Here is an 18,625-nt window from a genome sequence, read left to right as displayed (position 1 = left end):
GCGGTTTACGATCCACGCTTCCTTCCCACGCTCGGTCGCCCTCACGCAGTTGCGCTTCACTTCGTTCGCTGTGATCAACTTACGGCGGGACTTCCACCCGCAGGAGTGCGCCCATGCTGGGCGCACATGAAAACGGGCGACCCAGTGGATCGCCCGTTTCATATTTCAGGGCAGCTTCAATACTAGCCCATTTGAGGCTTACATCAAATTTTGCTCAGCAACGCCCACATTCAAGTCCACCGTAGTAGGGTCGCTTTCTTTGGACAATGGACTGACCCGTCGATTTTCCATTTCATCCAAATAGGCTGAATCAACATCGCCAGTAATATATTCGCCCGAGAAACAAGAAGTCTCAAATCGGGTGATACGTCCCTCACTGGCATCGCTGACCGCCTGCACTAGCGCATTGATTTCCTGATAGAAAACCGCATCAGCTGAAATTTCCTCCGCCACTTTGACATCGTCACGGCCGGTTGCAATTAATTCGGCACGCGTCGGCATATCAATGCCATAAACATGTGGGAAACGTACAGGTGGTGCAGCGGATGCAAAATAAACCTTATTGGCACCTGCCTCGCGCGCCATTTGGACAATCTCCTTCGAGGTCGTCCCACGGACTATCGAATCATCAACCAACAATACATTCCGGCCTTTAAATTCAACCGTAATGGCATTGAGCTTCTGCCTTACTGATTTCTTACGTGTTGCCTGGCCCGGCATAATAAATGTGCGGCCAATATATCGATTCTTCTGGAAACCTTCCCGATAAGGCAATCCTAAATGATTAGCCAATTGTAATGCGCTGGCGCGGCTGGTATCCGGAATAGGAATGACAACGTCAATATCCATCTCCGGCAAGCTGCTACGAATCTTTTCTGCCAAGTTATCACCCATATTGAGGCGGGCTTGGTAAACCGAAATGCCATCCATCACCGAATCGGGCCGGGCAAAATAGACGTGCTCAAAAATACAGGGGACCAATTGAGGATTCGCCGCGCACTGGCGGCTCAATAATTGGCCGTCAGGCGCAATATGGACAGCCTCACCCGGGGCGATATCCCGCATCAGCTTGAAACCCATGGTATCGAGCGCCACTGATTCGCTAGCAACCAAGTACTCAGCCCCCTCAGGCGTAGCATGCTCACCAATCACCAAGGGCCGAATCCCATAAGGGTCGCGAAACGCAACCAACCCATAACCGGCGATGAGCGCAACCACCGCATAAGCACCACGTACACGCTGGTGCACAGCGGCAATCGCATCAAAAATGGTGTCCGAATCCAGCAAGAAGCCCTTTGCGCGCTTCTGCAACTCATACGCGAACACATTCAGGAGCGCTTCTGAGTCGGAATTAGTATTGATGTGCCGCAAGTCACTGCGATACATCGCATCCTTCAATTCCTTATGATTGGTCAGGTTGCCGTTATGGGCCAACACAATCCCGAATGGGCTATTCACATAGAAGGGCTGCGACTCGGCCAAGCTGGACGCCGAGCCCGCTGTTGGATACCGGACATGGCCGATACCGACATTCCCCATCAATGAACGCATATTGCGGGTGCGGAACACGTCCGCCACCAAGCCTTGGCCCTTATGCATATGCATGACGCCGCTGGCTTCCGCCGTAACAATACCGGCCGCGTCCTGACCACGGTGCTGTAATACCAGCAGACCGTCATAGAGCAGTTGGTTGACAGGTGTTTTCGCAACTACACCGAGAATGCCGCACATGATGCTTCCTTACTTTTCGAATCCAAGATACCGGCCTACAAGCGCCAGAATCACTCAAACTTTATATGGTTAGCCAGTTCGGGCGGCAGCCAAGGCTTCAGCGCTATCGCGGAGGCTTCAAGGGGGGGGCTGAACATGGCATCACGCCAGATCGGCATCTTTGGCACCGAGGTAAGCCCGGCCACCATAACCAGCGCCAAAACAATCAAAGCGCCACGTATTACGCCAAATACCGCGCCAAGCAACCTATCCCAGGTTGCCAAACCGCTTGCCTTGATAAACTGCGCCAAGGTAATCCGAACAATAGCCGATAGAAACCAGACACCCAGCAAGATGCCAAGAAACCCCGCAATCAACCGTAATTCAACTGTCGGCACCTCCGGCGGCAACCGCGCGCCTAACTCCGCAGCATATTGCTGAGCAAGCCAAAAACCAAGTATCCACGCCGATAACGAAAGAATCTCGGAGATCCCTCCACGCAGCACGGCCAATAGCACCGACAGGCCGAGAATAATCAGAACGGCGTAGTCAAAACCTGTCATTTGCCCACGATGCTGCTAGCCACGCCGGCCAAGGCCAGCTTGTCTTGTGCCTTCTCGGCCAGATCACGGCTCGGAAAGGGGCCTGCACGCAGTCGGGTCAGGTCACCCTTGTCCGTTTTGATTGCTTCAGTATGGGCTGCAACCCCCACCTCTTTCGCTTTGGTCTGTAGCGCGGCGGCCTTGTTTGCGTCGGCGAAAGCACCAATCTGCAGGAAGAACTTAGCCGCCGTCCCCATATCTTCTTTGGGGGCCGGCCGCACTGCCTGCGGCTTGGCTATCTCATCTTCTATCCCTGCCAATAATTTGGCAGGGTCATTCTTCACGACATTTGGCTTGGATTCAGCCTTTTTCTCCACAACCTTTTCAACGGGCTTCGTTGTCGAAACCTTTGGTGGCGAAGGCTTAGGCACTTCCACCGCGTTCATGTTTGGCTCCAGCACGGGTTTGGCCTGTGCAACCGGGACAGCCGGTGGAACCAGCACAACTTCCGGTGTCGGATTGGCAGCAGGTGCAGGCGGCACGCCTACCTGGGCATGATCCGGCAACACAGCACCCGCCAGCGAAGGCGTAGAGCTGACGATCGCGACCGACTCATTAAGCAAGCTCTGCGGTGGCCTGTCATCCATTACCGTCCAAAGGACAATCAAGGCGACCAATACCAAGGCTATTGCGCCAACCAAGCGGCGGCGGGCACGTTTCTTAAGAGCGGTTAGTTCTTCACTGATAGGGGCGTTGGCCATGAGCGTATCTAACGTGGCTTCAATGCAAGCATGTCGGCCACTACTTTGAAACATCCGAAGGCGGCGATTCTATCATTTTCCCCGGCTGCCGACCTGGCCGCAGTAAATGCAGAGAACACATCCGGGTAAATATGCACGCGGGCTGCGCCCGTTGTGGTGATCAAACCTGCGACTTTCTCAGCCGGCGCGGCCCTTGGCACATCCAGATTAGCCACATGCCAAACATCAATCCGATCTTTGAGCAGTTCAACCACCCCCGCAATATCCTTATCAGCCAGTGCACCGAAAACTGCATGTGTCGTCTGAAAAAAGCCCTGGTTTGATAGATTGTGCGCCAATGCCGATGCCGCATGCGGGTTATGCGCCACATCCAGCACAATAGAAGGCCGCCCTGGCAAGACTTGATACCGCCCGGCAAGTTCAACCTCAACCAAACCGCGCTTTATGTCTCCAATACTGACCGGCAAGCGCTCATGCAACGCATCAAGAATTGCGATGACCAAACTGGCATTACCAAGCTGATAGGCCCCTCGCAAAGCAGGGAAGGGCAAGCCGGGCTTTTGACCCTGTCTGCCCCGCCAACGCCATTGTGTTACTTCATTGATAAAACTGAAGTCACGCCCAATGCATTGCAAATCGATCCCACTGTTCTTCGCATAGGCCAAGAGACTTTCCGGTGGAAGCGGGTCTGCGCAAAAAGCCGGCTTGCCCGCTCGAAAAATACCGGCCTTTTCATAGCCAATGGCTTCGCGAGTATCACCAAGGTAATCTTGATGATCGATGTCGATGCTCACCACCGCTGCAACATCGGGTTCAAATACATTCACAGCATCCAGCCGGCCGCCTAATCCCACCTCCAACACAGCAACATCGACGCCTTCAGCGATGAACTGATGCATGGCGGCGAGGGTGCCAAACTCGAAATAGGTCAGTGAATCCTCACCCCGTGCGGCCTCAACCGCCCGAAAACCGGCAACAAGGCGAGCATCGCTCGCAGGCACAAGGTCAATCGCCACTCTTTCGTTGTAATGCAGCAGGTGCGGGCTGGTGTAGGTACCCACCTTGAAGCCAGCTGCACGATAGGCCGCCGATAGCATCGTACAGGTCGACCCTTTTCCATTCGTTCCACCAACAATGATCACAGGAAAGGCAGGCTTAAGCTGCATGGCGTCACGCACACGCGCTACTCGCTCAAGCCCCATATCAATCGCATTCGGATGAAGCTGCTCCAAATGGGCGAGCCAGGCATCCAGGGTATCGGCATTAAATTGCATGGTGACCAATTACAAGGTTTAGGGATAACACAGCTACGTAAAAACTGTTCAATGACTGCTGCGCGTCGGCGATACGGCGTTGAGACACTATGGACCGGTTCTAAATACGCGGACTAGCAAGACAACTACTTGCTCGCAAGGCACCACTATCACGCAGTGCCTTGAATCTCTGCGCGCCTAATTTCAGGCTGCGGCAGCTTGCTTTAGCAGCATTGACAGCATGCCTGCCAATCGTTGGCGCATTTCACGCCGGTCGACGATCATGTCGATCGCACCCTTTTCAAGCAGGAACTCGGCGCGTTGAAAACCTTCAGGCAAGGTCTCCCGTACCGTTTGCTCAATCACTCGCGGGCCGGCAAAGCCAATAAGGGCGCCCGGTTCGGCAATCACGACATCACCCAAGAAAGCAAAGGAAGCGGAAACACCCCCCATCGTAGGATCGGTCAGAATAGAAATAAACGGTAAGCCAGCTTCAGAAAGCTTGGTCAGAATGGCACTGGTCTTGGCCATCTGCATTAACGACATCAGGCCCTCTTGCATACGCGCTCCGCCAGAAGCCGAAACACAGATAAATGGGCTGCCATTCTCAATCGCTGTATTCACACCGCGCACAAAGCGCTCGCCCACCACCGATCCCATCGAACCACCAATAAAGCGGAACTCAAACACCGCCACAACGACAGGCAGCGACAGAATGGCACCTTGCATCACAACCAGCGCATCTTCCTCACCCGAGTTTGACTGCGCACTCGCCAAGCGTTCGACATAGCGCTTGGAGTCTTTGAACTTGAGGAAGTCGGTTGGACGCACCTCAGCACCAATCTCAAAGCGCCCCTCGGCGTCCAATATCAGGTCCAGACGACGGCGCGCCGACACCCCATTGTGATGATCACACTTGGGACAAACGTCCAGATTATTTTCCAGGTCAGTACGGTACAGCACTGCCTCGCAAGCAGAACACTTGCTCCACAAACCCTCGGGTACGGACTTTGATGGGCCAGCTGGCTTGGCTTTGATCTTGGGGGGAAGTAATTTTTGTAGCCAACTCATCATTCAACTCCTACGCCGATCAATAAACCGATCAAGCGCTTGAAAATAATAAGGGCCGCACACGCGGCCCCTTGTAGATACTAACGGGCGCTATCCATGGCGCTTCGCACCTCACGCATAAAGGCCATCAGCCTGGGCGCTGCATCAGCCCCATGCTCCTCGACCTCCTGCACCAAACGGCTGCCAATGATGACGGCATCAGCCACCTTGGCGACGGCCTGAGCCGTAGCGGCATCGCGGATGCCAAAACCCACCCCGATGGGGAGACTCAGCATCTCTCTCAAGCTGCCCAACTTCGCAGCAACACTTTCCATATCAAGATTGGCCGCTCCCGTTACGCCTTTGAGCGACACGTAGTAAACATAGCCGGAGGCATGCTTCGCCACTTCGGCAACACGCCAATCAGGCGTCGTCGGGGCCAGCAGGAAAATGGCATCCAATCCCTGAGACTTGAGAATCTCAGCCAACGGACCCGCCTCTTCCGGCGGCAAATCTACCGTCAGCACACCATCCACCCCAGCTTCAATGGCCTTCTGGGCAAATAGTTGATAACCCATCGCCTCGATAGGGTTGGCATATCCCATCAAGACAACAGGCGTATCTGCATCTTTACGCCGAAAATCGCGCACCATGCCCAATACATCCAACAAGCTGGTGCCATGAGCCAAGGCGCGCTCAGAAGCCTTTTGGATAATCGGGCCATCCGCCATCGGATCGGAAAACGGAACGCCAAGCTCAAGGACATCCGCCCCGCCTGAGACCAACGCGTGCATTAAACCAACGGTCGCCGCAGGATGAGGGTCTCCAGCGGTAATGAAGGGGATCAAGGCCTGCTTCTTGTTTGTTTGCAAGCGGGCAAAAGTAGTCTGAATTCGTGACATGGGGTCTACTTGTTCTACCGTCCTCTAAAAGAGGACGGCACACTCGGGTTCTTATAATTCGAGGCCGGCAAGGCGTGCGACGGTGGGAATATCTTTATCACCCCGGCCGGATAAATTAACCAATATGATCTTATCCTTGGCCAAGGTCGGTGCCAAACGCTTGGCATAGGCCAAGGCATGGCTGGACTCAAGTGCCGGGATAATACCCTCGGTACGGCATAGTTCGTGAAATGCCGCCAGCGATTCATCATCATTAGCAGCGGTATATTCCACCCGGCCAATATCTTTAAGGTAGCTGTGCTCCGGGCCAACACCAGGGTAGTCGAGTCCAGCGGAAACCGAATGGGTTTCGATGATCTGGCCGTGCTCATCCTGCATCAGATAGGTGCGGTTGCCATGCAACACACCGGGCGTACCTGCAGTCAACGGCGCAGCATGTCGCCCAGTCTCTACACCATCACCACCGGCTTCCACCCCCACCATTCTGACGCCGGGCACCTGGATGTACGGGTAGAACATACCGATTGCGTTCGAGCCACCGCCCACGCAAGCCACGACCACGTCGGGTTGGCGTCCTGCCATTTCCTGCATCTGCACCTTCGACTCCTCACCAATCACGGCTTGGAAGTCACGCACTAGCATGGGATAGGGATGTGGGCCCGCAGCAGTACCAAGGATATAGAACGTGTTGTCGACATTCGTCACCCAGTCACGCATCGCTTCATTCAGCGCATCTTTCAACGTACGGGAACCTGAAGTAACCGGCACGACAGTAGCACCCAGCAATTTCATTCGATACACGTTGGCAGACTGGCGCTGGATATCCTCCGCGCCCATGTAGACCACGCACTCCATCCCATAGCGTGCTGCAACCGTCGCCGAAGCCACGCCATGCTGGCCTGCGCCCGTTTCCGCAATCACACGCTTCTTACCCATACGGCGGGCCAGCAAAGCCTGCCCGATGGTGTTGTTGATCTTGTGCGCGCCAGTGTGGTTCAGGTCCTCCCGCTTCAGGTATATCTGCGCGCCACCCAGCTGCTCGGACCAACGCTTGGCATGGTAGATAGGGCTGGGACGGCCCACATAATGCTTGAGCTCATATTGATACTCGGCCATAAAAGCGGGGTCCTGACAGGCCTGCTCGTATTCACGACGCAGTTCATCCAGCGCAGCCATAAGCGTTTCAGCCACATAGATACCGCCATAGTCGCCAAAGCGGCCACGGCTATCGGGCAGATCGTAAGTTTGAGGGATCAGCAGATCGTTGATATGCATCTGTACTTCCAATTAAGCAATATTGCAGGCCGGCCAAAGCCGGTTTAGAACGCAGTGCGCGCCGCAGCGACGAACCGCCCAACCAGTTCGGCGTCTTTTACGCCTTTGCTGGACTCAACCCCACTGGATACATCCACCGCCCATGGCTGTACGGTGCGGATAGCCTCGGCAACGTTATTGGGTGTCAGGCCACCTGACAAAATCAAGGGCAATGGCAAACGACGCGGCAACAAAGACCAGTCAAATCGCTCACCAGTGCCGCCGGGCGCAGCCGTCGAATAGGCATCGCACAGTAAACCACGCGCATCCCCGTAGCGGTCAGCAAATTCTAACAAATCAAGGCCCGGTTTTACCCGAACCGCTTTTATATAAGGTCGGCCAAAGGAACGACAATACTCGGGCGACTCATCACCGTGAAATTGCAGCAAATCCAGTGGTACCGTACGCAACACGCCTTCGACCAATGAAGGCTCCGCGTCGACAAACAACCCTACCGTACTGACAAATGGTGGCGTCGCCGCAACGATTTCATGCGCTGTATTGATAGATACATGACGCGGACTCGGTTCATAGAAAACCAAACCGATGGCATCCGCACCCTTTGCAGCAATTGCTTGTGCACTGGCGACATCACGCAAGCCACATATCTTAATTCGTGGAGTCATAACAAAGGTTACAAAGGGACAGATCAGACCAGATAGTGGCGGAAGGACGGCTCGCTGGCAATGCCAAAGCTAGGTGGATAGCTGACGCCGGCAAAATACAAGCCATCGGGCATAAAGGTCGGCGGTGCAACCGTACGGTCACACGCAACCAATAGCTCGTTCATCCACCCGGGTTCAGCTGCGCCTTTTCCGATATGGACCAATGCCCCCATCAGATTACGCACCATATGGTGAAGAAAGCCGCTGGCCGATACATCGATCGAGAAAAGATCACCCTGCTGTTGGATTTCAAACCTTAGTAAATGTTTTATCGGACTTGCCGCTTGGCATTCGGCTGCGCGGAAACTGGAAAAGTCGTGCTCACCGATCAGGCATGTCGCCGCGGCACGCATTGACGCCAGTGACAAGGGGGCATGATGCCAACCTACTCGTCCCGCCAACAGTGCTGGCCGAACTGGGTGATTAAGCAACAGATAACGATAATGCCGAGCCAGTGCCGAAAACCGGGCATGAAACTGTGGGTCAACCACATCAGCCCACAAAACAGCCACCCCTGCCGGCAAAAAGCTGTTTACTCCACGCACCCAGGCAGTAATAGGCCGCTTCACTTCGGTATCAAAATGCACAATCTGCCGCGAAGCATGCACACCCGCATCGGTACGGCCAGCAGCATGTATCCGTACCGGCATACCCGCCATTCGGGCGACGGCAGACTCCAAGGCGTTCTGAACACTTAATCCATTGGGCTGGGACTGCCAACCACAAAACGCACGACCATCGTACTCAAGGCCCAGGGCAATACGCATCGCAACAACTCATCCTAAACAAAGCCAAAAAACCGAGGCAAAAAAACAAGGGCGTGGGCCGCCTGAAGACGACCCACGCCAATGTACTGACAAAAACCGCAGATTTACAACTGAGCTAACAACGAATTCGCTGTCGTTTTTTGCTCTGCCGTTCCTTCGCTCATGGCTTCTTGCAGAATTTCCCGTGCGCCTTCCTTATCCCCCATATCGATATAGGCACGAGCCAGATCAATCTTGGTGGTGACAGGATCATCCATCTCTGCACCAAAGTCTGCAATATCGCCGCTGCTGCCCGACTCAGGCGCCATATCCAAATCCAGATTCATCGCATCAGAACCCAGCGACACATCTGCACTGGCAGACCCTTCATTCAAGTCAAAGTCGAAATCCAGGTCACTGGCCAAGTCAGAAGAGGCCAAAGAAGCGCCGGACGCCGCCGATGCACTTTCGGTACTCAGGTCGAGTGGAATATCCAAGGAAAGAATGTCGTTATCAGCGCTAGCCAGCGACGCGGCAGCCACAGGAGCCGATGTCGGTGCCGAGAAATTACCCAGGTTGAAATCCAGACCGGTATCAGACTTAGGCGCTGCAGGTGCTTCCGGGACTCTCGCCTTGGGCGCTGGTGCAGGCACGGATGCGTCGAGATCAAAATCCATCTCAGCCACAACCGGAGGTGGTGGTGCCGGAACAGGCGCCGGTACGGGTGCAGGTGCCATCGTCGGTGGCGCGACACTACCAACCGGCTTGTTGAACTTCGCCGTATCAACTGCGTCGCCCAATGTACCGGCCGACATGACCATTGTTTTATCTAATGCGCCGGTGTCCACCGGGACCTGTTGCTGATAAAGGCTGTTGTGTGGGTCAAGCGCCCGCCCCATTTCAGCAGCTTGGGACCAAACCGCACCCTGGCCCTGGGTTGCAGCATACAACTCACGTGCCGTGGCTTCAAAAGATGCCGGATTCTTGCGTGCGGAATAGATCTCCAGCAGCTTCAACCGGACTTCCTGGCGGCTACCATCACGGCCCAGGGCATCCTTAAGAATTTCCTCGGCTTGGGCATCACGCCCATAGGCCATGTAAACCTCAGCCTCAGCAATCGGATCCACTTCATCTGTATCAATCGTGCCCAGACCTGCACGGCTGAAGTCAGTCAAAAATGAGTTCTCGGTAACACCTGTGCTGATTACGGCACCACCGGTATTCCCTACCATGGTGTTCGTTTTCAGATCCGAGCCCGTAATTACGCTGTCTGAGAAGTTATTTTTTTTTTGTCGGCGTATAGCCCAGAATGCGCCACCGCCTAAAAGAAGTGCCAGTAAACCGCCACCTGCCAGTACGGTCGGATCTTCCAACAACGAAGGCTCCGGCGCTGGTTCCTCAATGACTGGTCGTTTCTTCTTAGGCTTTTCCTGTTCGGGTGGAGGCGGTGGAACAACCGGCTCTACCGGCTTTGCCTCTACCGCAGCGGAAGGTACCGCTTCCGAGGGTGTAGCAGGCACAGGCTGGGAAGGCGCAGGTGTCTCAACCTTTGGCTCAGCCTTGTATTCAGGCTTGGGCTCCGGTGCAGGCTCAGCAATCGGCTTTGCTTCCGCGTGTTTTTGCAAGTCTGCGCCCTGCTTGTTCTTCAGTGCCAACAACTCTTCCAGCTTCTTGTTGGTTTTTTCAAGCTCTGCCACACGCTGGTTAGCCTCGTGCAACGCCTTCTGCCGTGAAGTCGACTCTTCTTCCAGAGACTGCACACGCTCCTTGAGCTTGCCTTCATCACCCTTCGAAAGCTTCAGGTTGTCCTTGCCTGTAGATTCGCGCGGTGCAGCCCGATCATCAACATGCGCACTGATCTTGCCGGAGCCGCTACCAGCCTGATCACCCCGGGAAGGCGTTGCAGAGCCTGCCACCTTGCCGCGATAAGCATGCCAATCATCTGCCTGAGCCCGGATTTCCTGTGTTGCAACCCGGGGTTGAATAGCAGTTAAAGTCTCTTTACTGGGAATAGAAAGAATGCGCCCTTTTCTAAGGCGATTCATATTATTGCCGTCAAATGCATCCTGATTGGCGCGATATAAACCAACCAACATTTGTTCAAGGCTTACGCCCTCAACTGCATTTTCCCGCGCAATTCCCGCAAGGGTTTCACCTTGTTTAACCGTATGAGTAGCACCACTCGAATCAGCATTTGATTCGGTGGATTTAGATTCTTGCGATTTGGACTCTGCTCTTGAGGATGCAGACGACCGATTTGCCACCATCGGCTTCGGCAATGATGATTTCGGCGTTAAATCCCACGTTTCTGTAGGTTGTGCCGTGCCTTGTTTAGTCGTCGAGTCGTATCCTACCGGATCGAGCAATGCCGTGTATTCACGTAAAACTCGGCCGCCCTCCCATTTCAACTCAAGCAGAAAATCAAGAAAGGGCTCATTTACCGACTGAGCTGAATTGATCGCAATGTAATATTGCCCGCCACCACGCTTTTCCAAATTAAAGCGTAAACCCAACGCAGTAGGCGGATATTCAATTTGCGCCTCGCGATACGCTTCTGGTGCCGCCAAAGCGGCGCGAAGCGACTCAACCTCTGCAGGTTGCACCGCCACCAGATCAATCTCGGCACGCAAGGGCTGTCCCAATCCAGACAGTACATTCAAACGCCCCAAGCCAGCCGCATGCAGCGCAACGGGTATTGTTGCCAAGGCTACAGCCATCACGGTGGCTTTGAGTTTTGATTCGATTCTCACGGCTCCCACCCTTTTTTGCGGAGTCAAATTTCCAACAACTAAATTAACATCATGGGGTTATGCACGCAAGCTAACGCCCCATATGAGTTTAAGCAGCAATTTCACAGAATAAAAAGAAGAAATTTGCTACTTAAATTTCAAAGAGATACATGACATTGGCGTGAAAACACACAAATCACTATCTACTCGCAGTCATGCAGGATTTTAGCTTGCGGAACCAATTCTAGCTGCCAGTTTGATCTGGACCAAGCCCAGATTTCTTCCAAAGATGCCATTTTCAACGCCGGGTCCGGTCGTTGCCCAAGCCTTTCCAATGTCTGCCAGAGGAATGAACTTGCGCGCGAAACCAACAAAGCGGCTGCTCGAGTCTGTTTACTTAGTTTCTCACCCGCCGCATTGACCAATATCGGTAAATGCGCGTAATTCGGTCTGGAAATGCCCAATATTCGCTGCAAATACAATTGGCGTGGTGTGGAATCGAGTAAATCGGCGCCTCGAACAATGTCGGTAATTCCCTGTTCGGCATCATCAACAATCACTGCTAATTGATAGGCGAAATACCCATCTGCGCGCAACAAGACAAAATCCCCAACTTGGTCTATGAGACTTTGTTGTTGGGCACCTTGAATCGCATCATTAAAATCCATCAATGCGGTCTCTTCCAAACGTAAACGCCACGCTCTGGTTTGTCGCCCGGGAGGTAATCCGTTCCGGCAAGTACCTGGATAAATTGGCCCATCGATTCCCCTCGCACTTGAATCCGCTATTTCTTTTCGAGTACATCCACACGGATAAGCTATTTTGCGTGCAATCAAACTATTCAACACTTCTTTGTATACATCAAGTCGCGTACTTTGATAAAGAATTGGTCCATCCCATTCAAAACCAAAATCCGCCAAAGTGCGCACAATATTATCTGCCGCGCCGGGCATTTCGCGAGGCGGGTCGATATCTTCCATACGCAGCAACCATTGTCCTCCCCGACGTCGGGCTTCCAGATAGCTGGCAACCGCCGTCAGGAGCGACCCTTCATGCAAGAGCCCGGTGGGGCTTGGCGCAAAACGACCACGATAGGGTGGGCTTGTTATGACTGTGTCTCGGAAAGTAACCATGCTTTACGGGGTGTGGTGAGCGCTTCTGATACAATTGCCAACGGTTTGTTGCGCCGAAAATATCGAGGAAAAAAGAATGACTTACGTGGTGACTGACGCCTGCGTGAAGTGCAAATATACCGACTGCGTTGACGTATGTCCGGTGGACTGCTTCCGCGAAGGCCCGAATTTCCTGGTTATCGACCCGGACGAGTGCATCGATTGCACACTGTGCGTAGCCGAATGTCCTGTTGAGGCAATCTATGCCGAAGACGACGTCCCGGCTGACCAGCAGATCTACATCCAACTGAATGCCGACCTTTCCAGGCATCCAAGCTGGACACCTATTGTAGAGAAAAAAGACCCCTTGCCCGACCATGACCAGTGGGCCAACGTCAAAGGCAAGCTGGCGCACCTGGACCGAAATGGGGCTTGATCCACCCCTAAAGCCCACGCAGTGCCTGATCGAAAAATGCCCGCCATCCCGAATCTGGCGGGCATTTTTTACGGGCTGGCCTACCCAAACAAACTCATCCTACGCTCTTAACCTGTTTACGATCTTACTGCGCAGCCGTGATCAGGACTCACGTGCTGCTCAAAATCCTCATGTACCTATGTACATTCCGGTTTCTGCGCTGCGCTTCACCCTGCTGACGGCTGCTCGCGACAGACCTGTAAACAGGTTCTTAATCCAGACCAACGCCCAAGCAACACGCTGCCGCTGTTTCAGCTTCGTTACATTCAAGCAACACTGTTAAAACGTTTACCCTCTGCAATCTGCCTCAACAGCCAATCGCTTCATACCTTCTTAACAATGTGCCCCCCCACCACCACACCCTTCAATGCCACACGGGCATAGCTGGCACCGCCATATAAGTCGTTACCGAGTTCCATCACCACTTCCGGGTACAGGTTTCAACTTTCACCTCGAAGCACTGCCAATCCGCGCAACAACCACTGTCTGCCGCCAAGCTGGCGGCACAAAAAATGTGCTCGCTCGGGTATTATCCCGCCGATGAGATGCTAGGTTTCGCCAATACCAATCTCCCCCTGGACAACGCTTGCCCAATAACAATGCGCCCCAGCCCTACCTGACAAAGTTTGATATTTGCCCGGCCAGATCTTTGTAAACACCCGCCGCCCTGCAGTCTGAACGGAGACTTCCATGCCCCTAACCACCCCCGGTGCGCGCTTCCGCGCTGCAGTCAACGCCAACAAACCCTTGCAGATCGTCGGGGCCATCAATGCTTATGCCGCCCTGCTGGCCGAGCACAGCGGCCACAAGGCGCTGTATGTATCAGGTGGCGGAGTAGCCGCCAGTTCCTGCGGCATCCCTGACCTCGGCATCACTACCTTGGAAGATGTGCTAATTGATGTGCGCCGCATCACCGACCGCACACAGTTACCCGTGCTGGTTGACATCGATACCGGCTGGGGTGGTGCTTTCAACATTGCGCGTACGGTACGGGAAATGATTCGTGCTGGTGCAGCGGCTGTGCATATTGAAGACCAGGTACTGGCCAAGCGCTGTGGTCATCGGCCCGGCAAAGCCATCGTCAGCAAAGAGGAAATGGTCGATCGCGTCAAGGCTGCAGTAGACGCCAAAACCGATGCGGAATTCGTGATCATGGCGCGTACCGATGCGCTGGCGGTGGAAGGCCTGCAAGCTGCCATCGACCGTGCCTGCGCCTGCGTGGAAGCCGGTGCCGACATGATCTTCCCCGAGGCCATGGAAAGCCTCGACATGTACAAACAGTTCGTCAATGCGGTAAAAGTGCCGGTGCTCGCCAACATCACCGAATTCGGCAAGACCCCACTGTTTACCCGTGATGAACTGGGCAGTGTAGGCGTCAGTATGATGCTTTACCCGCTCAGCGCTTTCCGTGCAATGAGCAAGGCGGCATTGAATGTCTACGGCCATATCGCCGCGGAAGGCTCGCAAAAACAGGTGCTCAATACAATGCAAACGCGCATGGAACTATACGACCACCTGGGCTACCACGAGTACGAACAAAAACTCGACGCCCTGTTTGCCAGCGGAAAAGCGTAATGAGATTTGCGCTACACGGCGCGCGCGTCGTCCTACGCGACTGGCGCGATAGCGACTTAACGCCCTTCGCTGTCCTGAATGCCGACTCCGAGGTCCGGCGCTACTTCCCCAGCGTATTGACGCAGACCGAAAGTAACGCCAACGCAGACCACTTTCGTGAACATGCTGATCGCGAAGGCTTCACCTTCTGGGCGGTCGAAGTACCCGGCGTTGCGGACTTCATCGGCTTTACCGGCCTGCTGCGCACGCCTTACGCAGCTCACTTCACACCCTGCGTTGAGATCGGATGGCGATTGGCACGCGAATACTGGGGTCGGGGTTACGCCACAGAAGCGGCTAAATTAGCGTTGGAGTACGGTTTCCAACAACTACAGCTCGACAAAATCGTCGCCATCACCACCCCCGACAATCTCCCATCACAATCCGTCATGACACGTATTGGCATGGCAAGAGACCTCAGCGGTGATTTCGATCACCCCAATGTTCCAGCCTACCATCCTTTACGCCGGCATGTGCTGTACCACATTCATCGAGCTAGACGCTGATGCGTTACTGGATAGGCGTCGTGTCACACGATCATGTGTTGCGTGGTATCACAGGTGGATTTTGCCAGCTATGCCACGGAAAGAGCGGGCCCCTGGGGCGTATGGAACCCGGCGACTGGCTGATCTACTACTCCCCCAGCGAACACATGGGCGAAGCGGGGTCCTGCCAGCGCTTCACGGCGATCGGACAGATACAGGATGCGGATGCCTACCCGGTTGAAATAAACGCGGACACGTACTATCGGCGCAACGTCGCTTATCGTCCCTGCCGGGAAGTGCCGGTGCGGCCGATGATTGAACAACTGACGTTTATCCGAAACAAACAACGCTGGGGCGCCGCATTTCGTTTCGGCCACCTGGAAATCGGCCAGAACGACTTTGAACTGATTGCCCGCGCCATGCTCGATGCGGCCCCCTCCGCCATCGAACCCGATACCCATCGCAACTAAGCACAGGGTGGTTCTGCCGCCCCATAAGGAGACACCAACATGAGCGATACACCGACCACCCTGCCCAAGCCCAAGAAATCCGTTGCCTTATCGGGTGTTGCTGCCGGCAACACCACCTTGTGCACCGTGGGCCGTACCGGTAATGACCTGCACTATCGCGGTTACGATATCCTGGATGTTGCCGATGCCTGTGAATTCGAGGAGATCGCCCACCTGCTGGTGCATGGCAAGTTGCCCAACCAAGCCGAGTTGCAAGGCTACAAACAAAAACTCAAATCGCTGCGTGGCATCCCTGCCGTGTTAAAGACTGTATTGGAAGCCCTGCCTGCCAGCACCCACCCGATGGATGTGATGCGCACCGCCGTCTCCACATTGGGCTGCACCCTGCCTGAGAAAGACGACCATGATGCGGCCGGCGCACGTGATATCGCCGACAAGCTCATGGCCTCGTTCGGCTCGATGCTGCTCTACTGGTACCACTACAGCCACAATAGCCGGCGCATTGAGGTCGAAACCGACGACGACAGCATCGGCGGCCACTTTCTGCATCTGCTGCACGGTGAAAAGCCTAGCGAGCACTGGGTGAAAGCCATGCACACCTCATTGGTGTTGTATGCCGAGCACGAATTCAATGCCTCGACGTTTGCCGGCCGTGTGATTGCCGGCACCGGGTCGGACATGTACAGCGCCATCACCGGCGCCATCGGCGCGCTTCGCGGCCCCAAGCACGGGGGCGCCAATGAAGTGGCGTTCGAAATCCAGAAGCGTTACGACAACCCAGCCGAAGCCGAAGCCGATATCCGTGCCCGTGTCGAGCGCAAGGAAGTCGTGATCGGCTTTGGCCATCCGGTCTACACCGTCAGCGACCCACGCAATGTCGTCATCAAGGAAGTCGCGCGCAAGCTGTCGAAAGAAGCTGGCAATACCAAGATGTTCGATATCGCCGAACGCCTGGAAACCGTAATGTGGGATATCAAGAAGATGTTCCCCAACCTCGACTGGTTCAGCGCGGTCAGCTACCACATGATGGGGGTGCCCACCGCCATGTTCACGCCCTTGTTTGTTATTTCGCGCACCAGCGGCTGGGCCGCCCACGTGATCGAACAGCGTATCGACGGCAAGATCATTCGCCCCAGCGCCAACTACACCGGCCCTGAGGACCTTAAGTTCGTGCCTCTCAAGAAACGCAAGTAAGCGACCTGCACCGCGGACACTGCCAAACAGCCCCGGTCGAATACCTACTCATACACCCCATAGGAATCACCCCATGTCCGCCCTTATCTCCAACGTTCGCCCCGATCCTGATCAGGTACTGGTCGATATTGCCGATTACGTCTGCAACCATGAGATCACCTCCAACGAGGCCTATAACACCGCTCGTCTGTGCCTGATGGATACCCTAGGCTGCGGCTTCGAAGCGCTGGAATACCCGGCCTGCACCAAACTACTCGGCCCGGTCGTCCCCGGCACCGTTGTTCCTCATGGCGCCAAAGTACCCGGCACCTCATACCAGCTGGACCCTATTCAGGCAGCATTCAACCTGGGCACGATGATTCGCTGGCTCGACTTCAACGACACCTGGTTGGCGGCCGAATGGGGTCACCCCAGCGATAACCTCGGCGGCATCCTCATGACCGCAGACTGGATTAGCCGTACCCGTGTCGCGGCCGGTAAAGCCCCATTGAGCATGCGTGAGGTGCTCACCGCCATGATCAAGGCACACGAGATTCAGGGGGTGCTGGCGCTGGAAAACAGCTTCAACCGCGTTGGCTTGGACCATGTCGTTCTGGTCAAAGTCGCCTCCACCGCGGTGGTGACCAAACTATTGGGCGGAACGCGTGAGGAAATCATCAATGCCGTGTCGCAAGCCTGGGTCGATGGCCAGGCGCTACGCACCTACCGCCACGCCCCGAATACCGGCAGCCGTAAGAGCTGGGCTGCGGGCGACGCCACAAGCCGTGCCGTCCGCCTTGCACTCATCACCCTCAAGGGTGAGATGGGCTATCCAGGCGTGCTCTCTGCCAAGGGTTGGGGCTTTTACGATGTGTTGTTCAAGGGCAATGCATTCAAGTTCCAACGCCCGTATGGCAGCTATGTGATGGAACAAGTGCTATTCAAAATCAGCTTCCCGGCTGAATTCCATTCGCAGACTGCCGTGGAATGCGCCATGACCCTGCACGGCAAGCTGGCCGCCATGGGCAAAACAGCGGCGGACATTAAGAAAATCACCATCCGCACCCACGAAGCCTGCATTCGCATCATCGACAAGAAGGGCCCGCTGAATAACCCAGCCGACCGCGACCATTGCGTGCAGTACATGGTAGCGGTGCCGCTGATCCACGGCCGTTTGACCGCAGCCGACTACGAAGATGGGATCGCTACCGACCAACGCATCGATGTGCTGCGCGACAAGATTGTCTGCGTTGAAGACGCCGGTTTTTCACGCGACTACCACGACCCGGAAAAGCGCTCCATCGCCAATGGCCTAACGGTGGAACTGAACGACGGCACCGTGCTACCCGAAGAAGTCTGCGAATACCCGATCGGGCATCGCCGCCGCCGCGGCGATGGCATCCCGCTCCTGGAGGCCAAGTTCAGAACCAACCTCGCCCGCGTGTTCGCCGCCAAGCAAGCCAACGCGATCTACGACCTGTGCAATGACCAAAAAACATTGGAAATCACGCCGGTCAACGAGTTTGTCGACCTGATGATGAAATAAGCCATAGCACCTGCACCCAACCCTGCTGCACCACCAAGATGCAGCAGGGTCGAAAACAACCTGCGTAATTGAACAGAC

At 55.0% G+C, this 18,625-nt stretch carries 17 protein-coding genes; 6 read left to right on the top strand and 11 right to left on the bottom strand.

The features are described from left to right. Positions 1 to 198 precede the first annotated feature (198 nt). From purF to gluQRS, 11 genes are all read right to left on the bottom strand, one after another. Positions 199 to 1,731 carry an amidophosphoribosyltransferase gene (purF, locus tag CSQ89_RS01400; protein WP_099404405.1) on the bottom strand — a complete coding sequence of 511 codons (1,533 nt, stop codon included), beginning with the start codon at positions 1,729 to 1,731 and terminating at the stop codon, positions 199 to 201. Between the two features lie 50 nt (positions 1,732 to 1,781). Continuing rightward, the gene (locus CSQ89_RS01395) at positions 1,782 to 2,273 is read right to left on the bottom strand and encodes a CvpA family protein (protein WP_099404404.1); all 492 of its coding nucleotides are present in this window, start codon (positions 2,271 to 2,273) and stop codon (positions 1,782 to 1,784) included. Continuing rightward, positions 2,270 to 3,013 (bottom strand): SPOR domain-containing protein, encoded by a 744-nt coding sequence (locus CSQ89_RS01390; protein ID WP_158228857.1) that lies wholly within the window; start codon positions 3,011 to 3,013, stop codon positions 2,270 to 2,272. Before CSQ89_RS01390 ends, CSQ89_RS01395 begins: the two co-directional genes overlap by 4 nt. Positions 3,014 to 3,021: 8 nt before the next feature. Beyond that, a complete protein-coding gene (folC, locus tag CSQ89_RS01385; RefSeq protein ID WP_099404403.1) occupies positions 3,022 to 4,287 on the bottom strand; it encodes a bifunctional tetrahydrofolate synthase/dihydrofolate synthase in 1,266 nt (421 codons plus the stop codon). A 183-nt stretch (positions 4,288 to 4,470) separates the two neighbouring features. Continuing rightward, on the bottom strand, positions 4,471 to 5,337 hold the full coding sequence (gene accD / locus CSQ89_RS01380; RefSeq protein WP_099404402.1) for an acetyl-CoA carboxylase, carboxyltransferase subunit beta: 867 nt from the start codon (positions 5,335 to 5,337) through the stop codon (positions 4,471 to 4,473). 80 nt (positions 5,338 to 5,417) lie between these two features. Then, entirely contained in the window at positions 5,418 to 6,218 is an 801-nt protein-coding gene (gene trpA, locus CSQ89_RS01375; protein ID WP_099404401.1) for a tryptophan synthase subunit alpha, read from the bottom strand. 51 nt (positions 6,219 to 6,269) lie between these two features. Beyond that, positions 6,270 to 7,493, bottom strand: coding sequence for a tryptophan synthase subunit beta (gene trpB / locus CSQ89_RS01370; protein WP_099404400.1), 1,224 nt, complete (start codon positions 7,491 to 7,493; stop codon positions 6,270 to 6,272). Between the two features lie 44 nt (positions 7,494 to 7,537). Beyond that, a complete protein-coding gene (locus tag CSQ89_RS01365) occupies positions 7,538 to 8,158 on the bottom strand; it encodes a phosphoribosylanthranilate isomerase (RefSeq protein ID WP_099404399.1) in 621 nt (206 codons plus the stop codon). 23 nt (positions 8,159 to 8,181) lie between these two features. After that, positions 8,182 to 8,964, bottom strand: coding sequence for a tRNA pseudouridine(38-40) synthase TruA (truA, locus tag CSQ89_RS01360; protein ID WP_099404398.1), 783 nt, complete (start codon positions 8,962 to 8,964; stop codon positions 8,182 to 8,184). Positions 8,965 to 9,068: 104 nt separating this feature from the next. Beyond that, entirely contained in the window at positions 9,069 to 11,693 is a 2,625-nt protein-coding gene (locus CSQ89_RS01355; protein ID WP_099404397.1) for a FimV/HubP family polar landmark protein, read from the bottom strand. Positions 11,694 to 11,875: 182 nt separating this feature from the next. Continuing rightward, positions 11,876 to 12,805, bottom strand: coding sequence for a tRNA glutamyl-Q(34) synthetase GluQRS (gluQRS, locus tag CSQ89_RS01350; RefSeq protein WP_099404396.1), 930 nt, complete (start codon positions 12,803 to 12,805; stop codon positions 11,876 to 11,878). Positions 12,806 to 12,881: 76 nt separating this feature from the next. On the opposite strand from gluQRS, the gene fdxA reads away from it, so the two are divergent. From fdxA to CSQ89_RS01320, 6 genes are all read left to right on the top strand, one after another. Continuing rightward, a complete protein-coding gene (gene fdxA, locus CSQ89_RS01345; RefSeq protein ID WP_099404395.1) occupies positions 12,882 to 13,220 on the top strand; it encodes a ferredoxin FdxA in 339 nt (112 codons plus the stop codon). Positions 13,221 to 13,949: 729 nt separating this feature from the next. Beyond that, a complete protein-coding gene (gene prpB / locus CSQ89_RS01340) occupies positions 13,950 to 14,834 on the top strand; it encodes a methylisocitrate lyase (RefSeq protein ID WP_099404394.1) in 885 nt (294 codons plus the stop codon). Next, positions 14,834 to 15,379: a GNAT family N-acetyltransferase gene (locus tag CSQ89_RS01335; RefSeq protein ID WP_099404393.1), complete on the top strand. Its 546-nt coding sequence runs from the start codon at positions 14,834 to 14,836 to the stop codon at positions 15,377 to 15,379. The genes prpB and CSQ89_RS01335 overlap by 1 nt, the downstream gene beginning before the upstream one ends. Then, complete coding sequence (locus CSQ89_RS01330) at positions 15,379 to 15,828, top strand: EVE domain-containing protein (protein ID WP_099404392.1); 450 nt, start codon at positions 15,379 to 15,381, stop codon at positions 15,826 to 15,828. Before CSQ89_RS01335 ends, CSQ89_RS01330 begins: the two co-directional genes overlap by 1 nt. Before the next feature lie 39 nt (positions 15,829 to 15,867). Then, positions 15,868 to 17,022 (top strand): bifunctional 2-methylcitrate synthase/citrate synthase, encoded by a 1,155-nt coding sequence (gene prpC / locus CSQ89_RS01325; RefSeq protein ID WP_099404391.1) that lies wholly within the window; start codon positions 15,868 to 15,870, stop codon positions 17,020 to 17,022. A 73-nt stretch (positions 17,023 to 17,095) separates the two neighbouring features. Beyond that, positions 17,096 to 18,547, top strand: coding sequence for a bifunctional 2-methylcitrate dehydratase/aconitate hydratase (locus CSQ89_RS01320; RefSeq protein ID WP_099404390.1), 1,452 nt, complete (start codon positions 17,096 to 17,098; stop codon positions 18,545 to 18,547). The last annotated feature ends 78 nt before the right edge of the window (positions 18,548 to 18,625 follow it).

The organism is Chitinimonas sp. BJB300, assembly GCF_002735695.1.
In the GTDB taxonomy this organism is placed as follows: domain Bacteria; phylum Pseudomonadota; class Gammaproteobacteria; order Burkholderiales; family Chitinimonadaceae; genus Chitinimonas.
Note: the sequence above shows the minus strand (reverse complement) of the source record. Positions and strands in the feature narration are given on the sequence as shown.

What these genes read in the sequence shown, in the direction of transcription:
- gluQRS (WP_099404396.1), bottom strand. Translation starts at nt 12,805, where the DNA reads ATGGTTACTTTCCGAGACACAGTCATAACAAGCCCACCCTATCGTGGT.
- prpB (WP_099404394.1), top strand. Translation starts at nt 13,950, where the DNA reads ATGCCCCTAACCACCCCCGGTGCGCGCTTCCGCGCTGCAGTCAACGCC.
- CSQ89_RS01330 (WP_099404392.1), top strand. Translation starts at nt 15,379, where the DNA reads ATGCGTTACTGGATAGGCGTCGTGTCACACGATCATGTGTTGCGTGGT.
- CSQ89_RS01320 (WP_099404390.1), top strand. Translation starts at nt 17,096, where the DNA reads ATGTCCGCCCTTATCTCCAACGTTCGCCCCGATCCTGATCAGGTACTG.
- truA (WP_099404398.1), bottom strand. Translation starts at nt 8,964, where the DNA reads ATGCGTATTGCCCTGGGCCTTGAGTACGATGGTCGTGCGTTTTGTGGT.
- purF (WP_099404405.1), bottom strand. Translation starts at nt 1,731, where the DNA reads ATGTGCGGCATTCTCGGTGTAGTTGCGAAAACACCTGTCAACCAACTG.
- trpA (WP_099404401.1), bottom strand. Translation starts at nt 6,218, where the DNA reads ATGTCACGAATTCAGACTACTTTTGCCCGCTTGCAAACAAACAAGAAG.
- trpB (WP_099404400.1), bottom strand. Translation starts at nt 7,493, where the DNA reads ATGCATATCAACGATCTGCTGATCCCTCAAACTTACGATCTGCCCGAT.
- CSQ89_RS01395 (WP_099404404.1), bottom strand. Translation starts at nt 2,273, where the DNA reads ATGACAGGTTTTGACTACGCCGTTCTGATTATTCTCGGCCTGTCGGTG.
- accD (WP_099404402.1), bottom strand. Translation starts at nt 5,337, where the DNA reads ATGAGTTGGCTACAAAAATTACTTCCCCCCAAGATCAAAGCCAAGCCA.
- folC (WP_099404403.1), bottom strand. Translation starts at nt 4,287, where the DNA reads ATGCAATTTAATGCCGATACCCTGGATGCCTGGCTCGCCCATTTGGAG.
- fdxA (WP_099404395.1), top strand. Translation starts at nt 12,882, where the DNA reads ATGACTTACGTGGTGACTGACGCCTGCGTGAAGTGCAAATATACCGAC.
- CSQ89_RS01365 (WP_099404399.1), bottom strand. Translation starts at nt 8,158, where the DNA reads ATGACTCCACGAATTAAGATATGTGGCTTGCGTGATGTCGCCAGTGCA.
- CSQ89_RS01390 (WP_158228857.1), bottom strand. Translation starts at nt 3,013, where the DNA reads ATGGCCAACGCCCCTATCAGTGAAGAACTAACCGCTCTTAAGAAACGT.
- prpC (WP_099404391.1), top strand. Translation starts at nt 15,868, where the DNA reads ATGAGCGATACACCGACCACCCTGCCCAAGCCCAAGAAATCCGTTGCC.
- CSQ89_RS01335 (WP_099404393.1), top strand. Translation starts at nt 14,834, where the DNA reads ATGAGATTTGCGCTACACGGCGCGCGCGTCGTCCTACGCGACTGGCGC.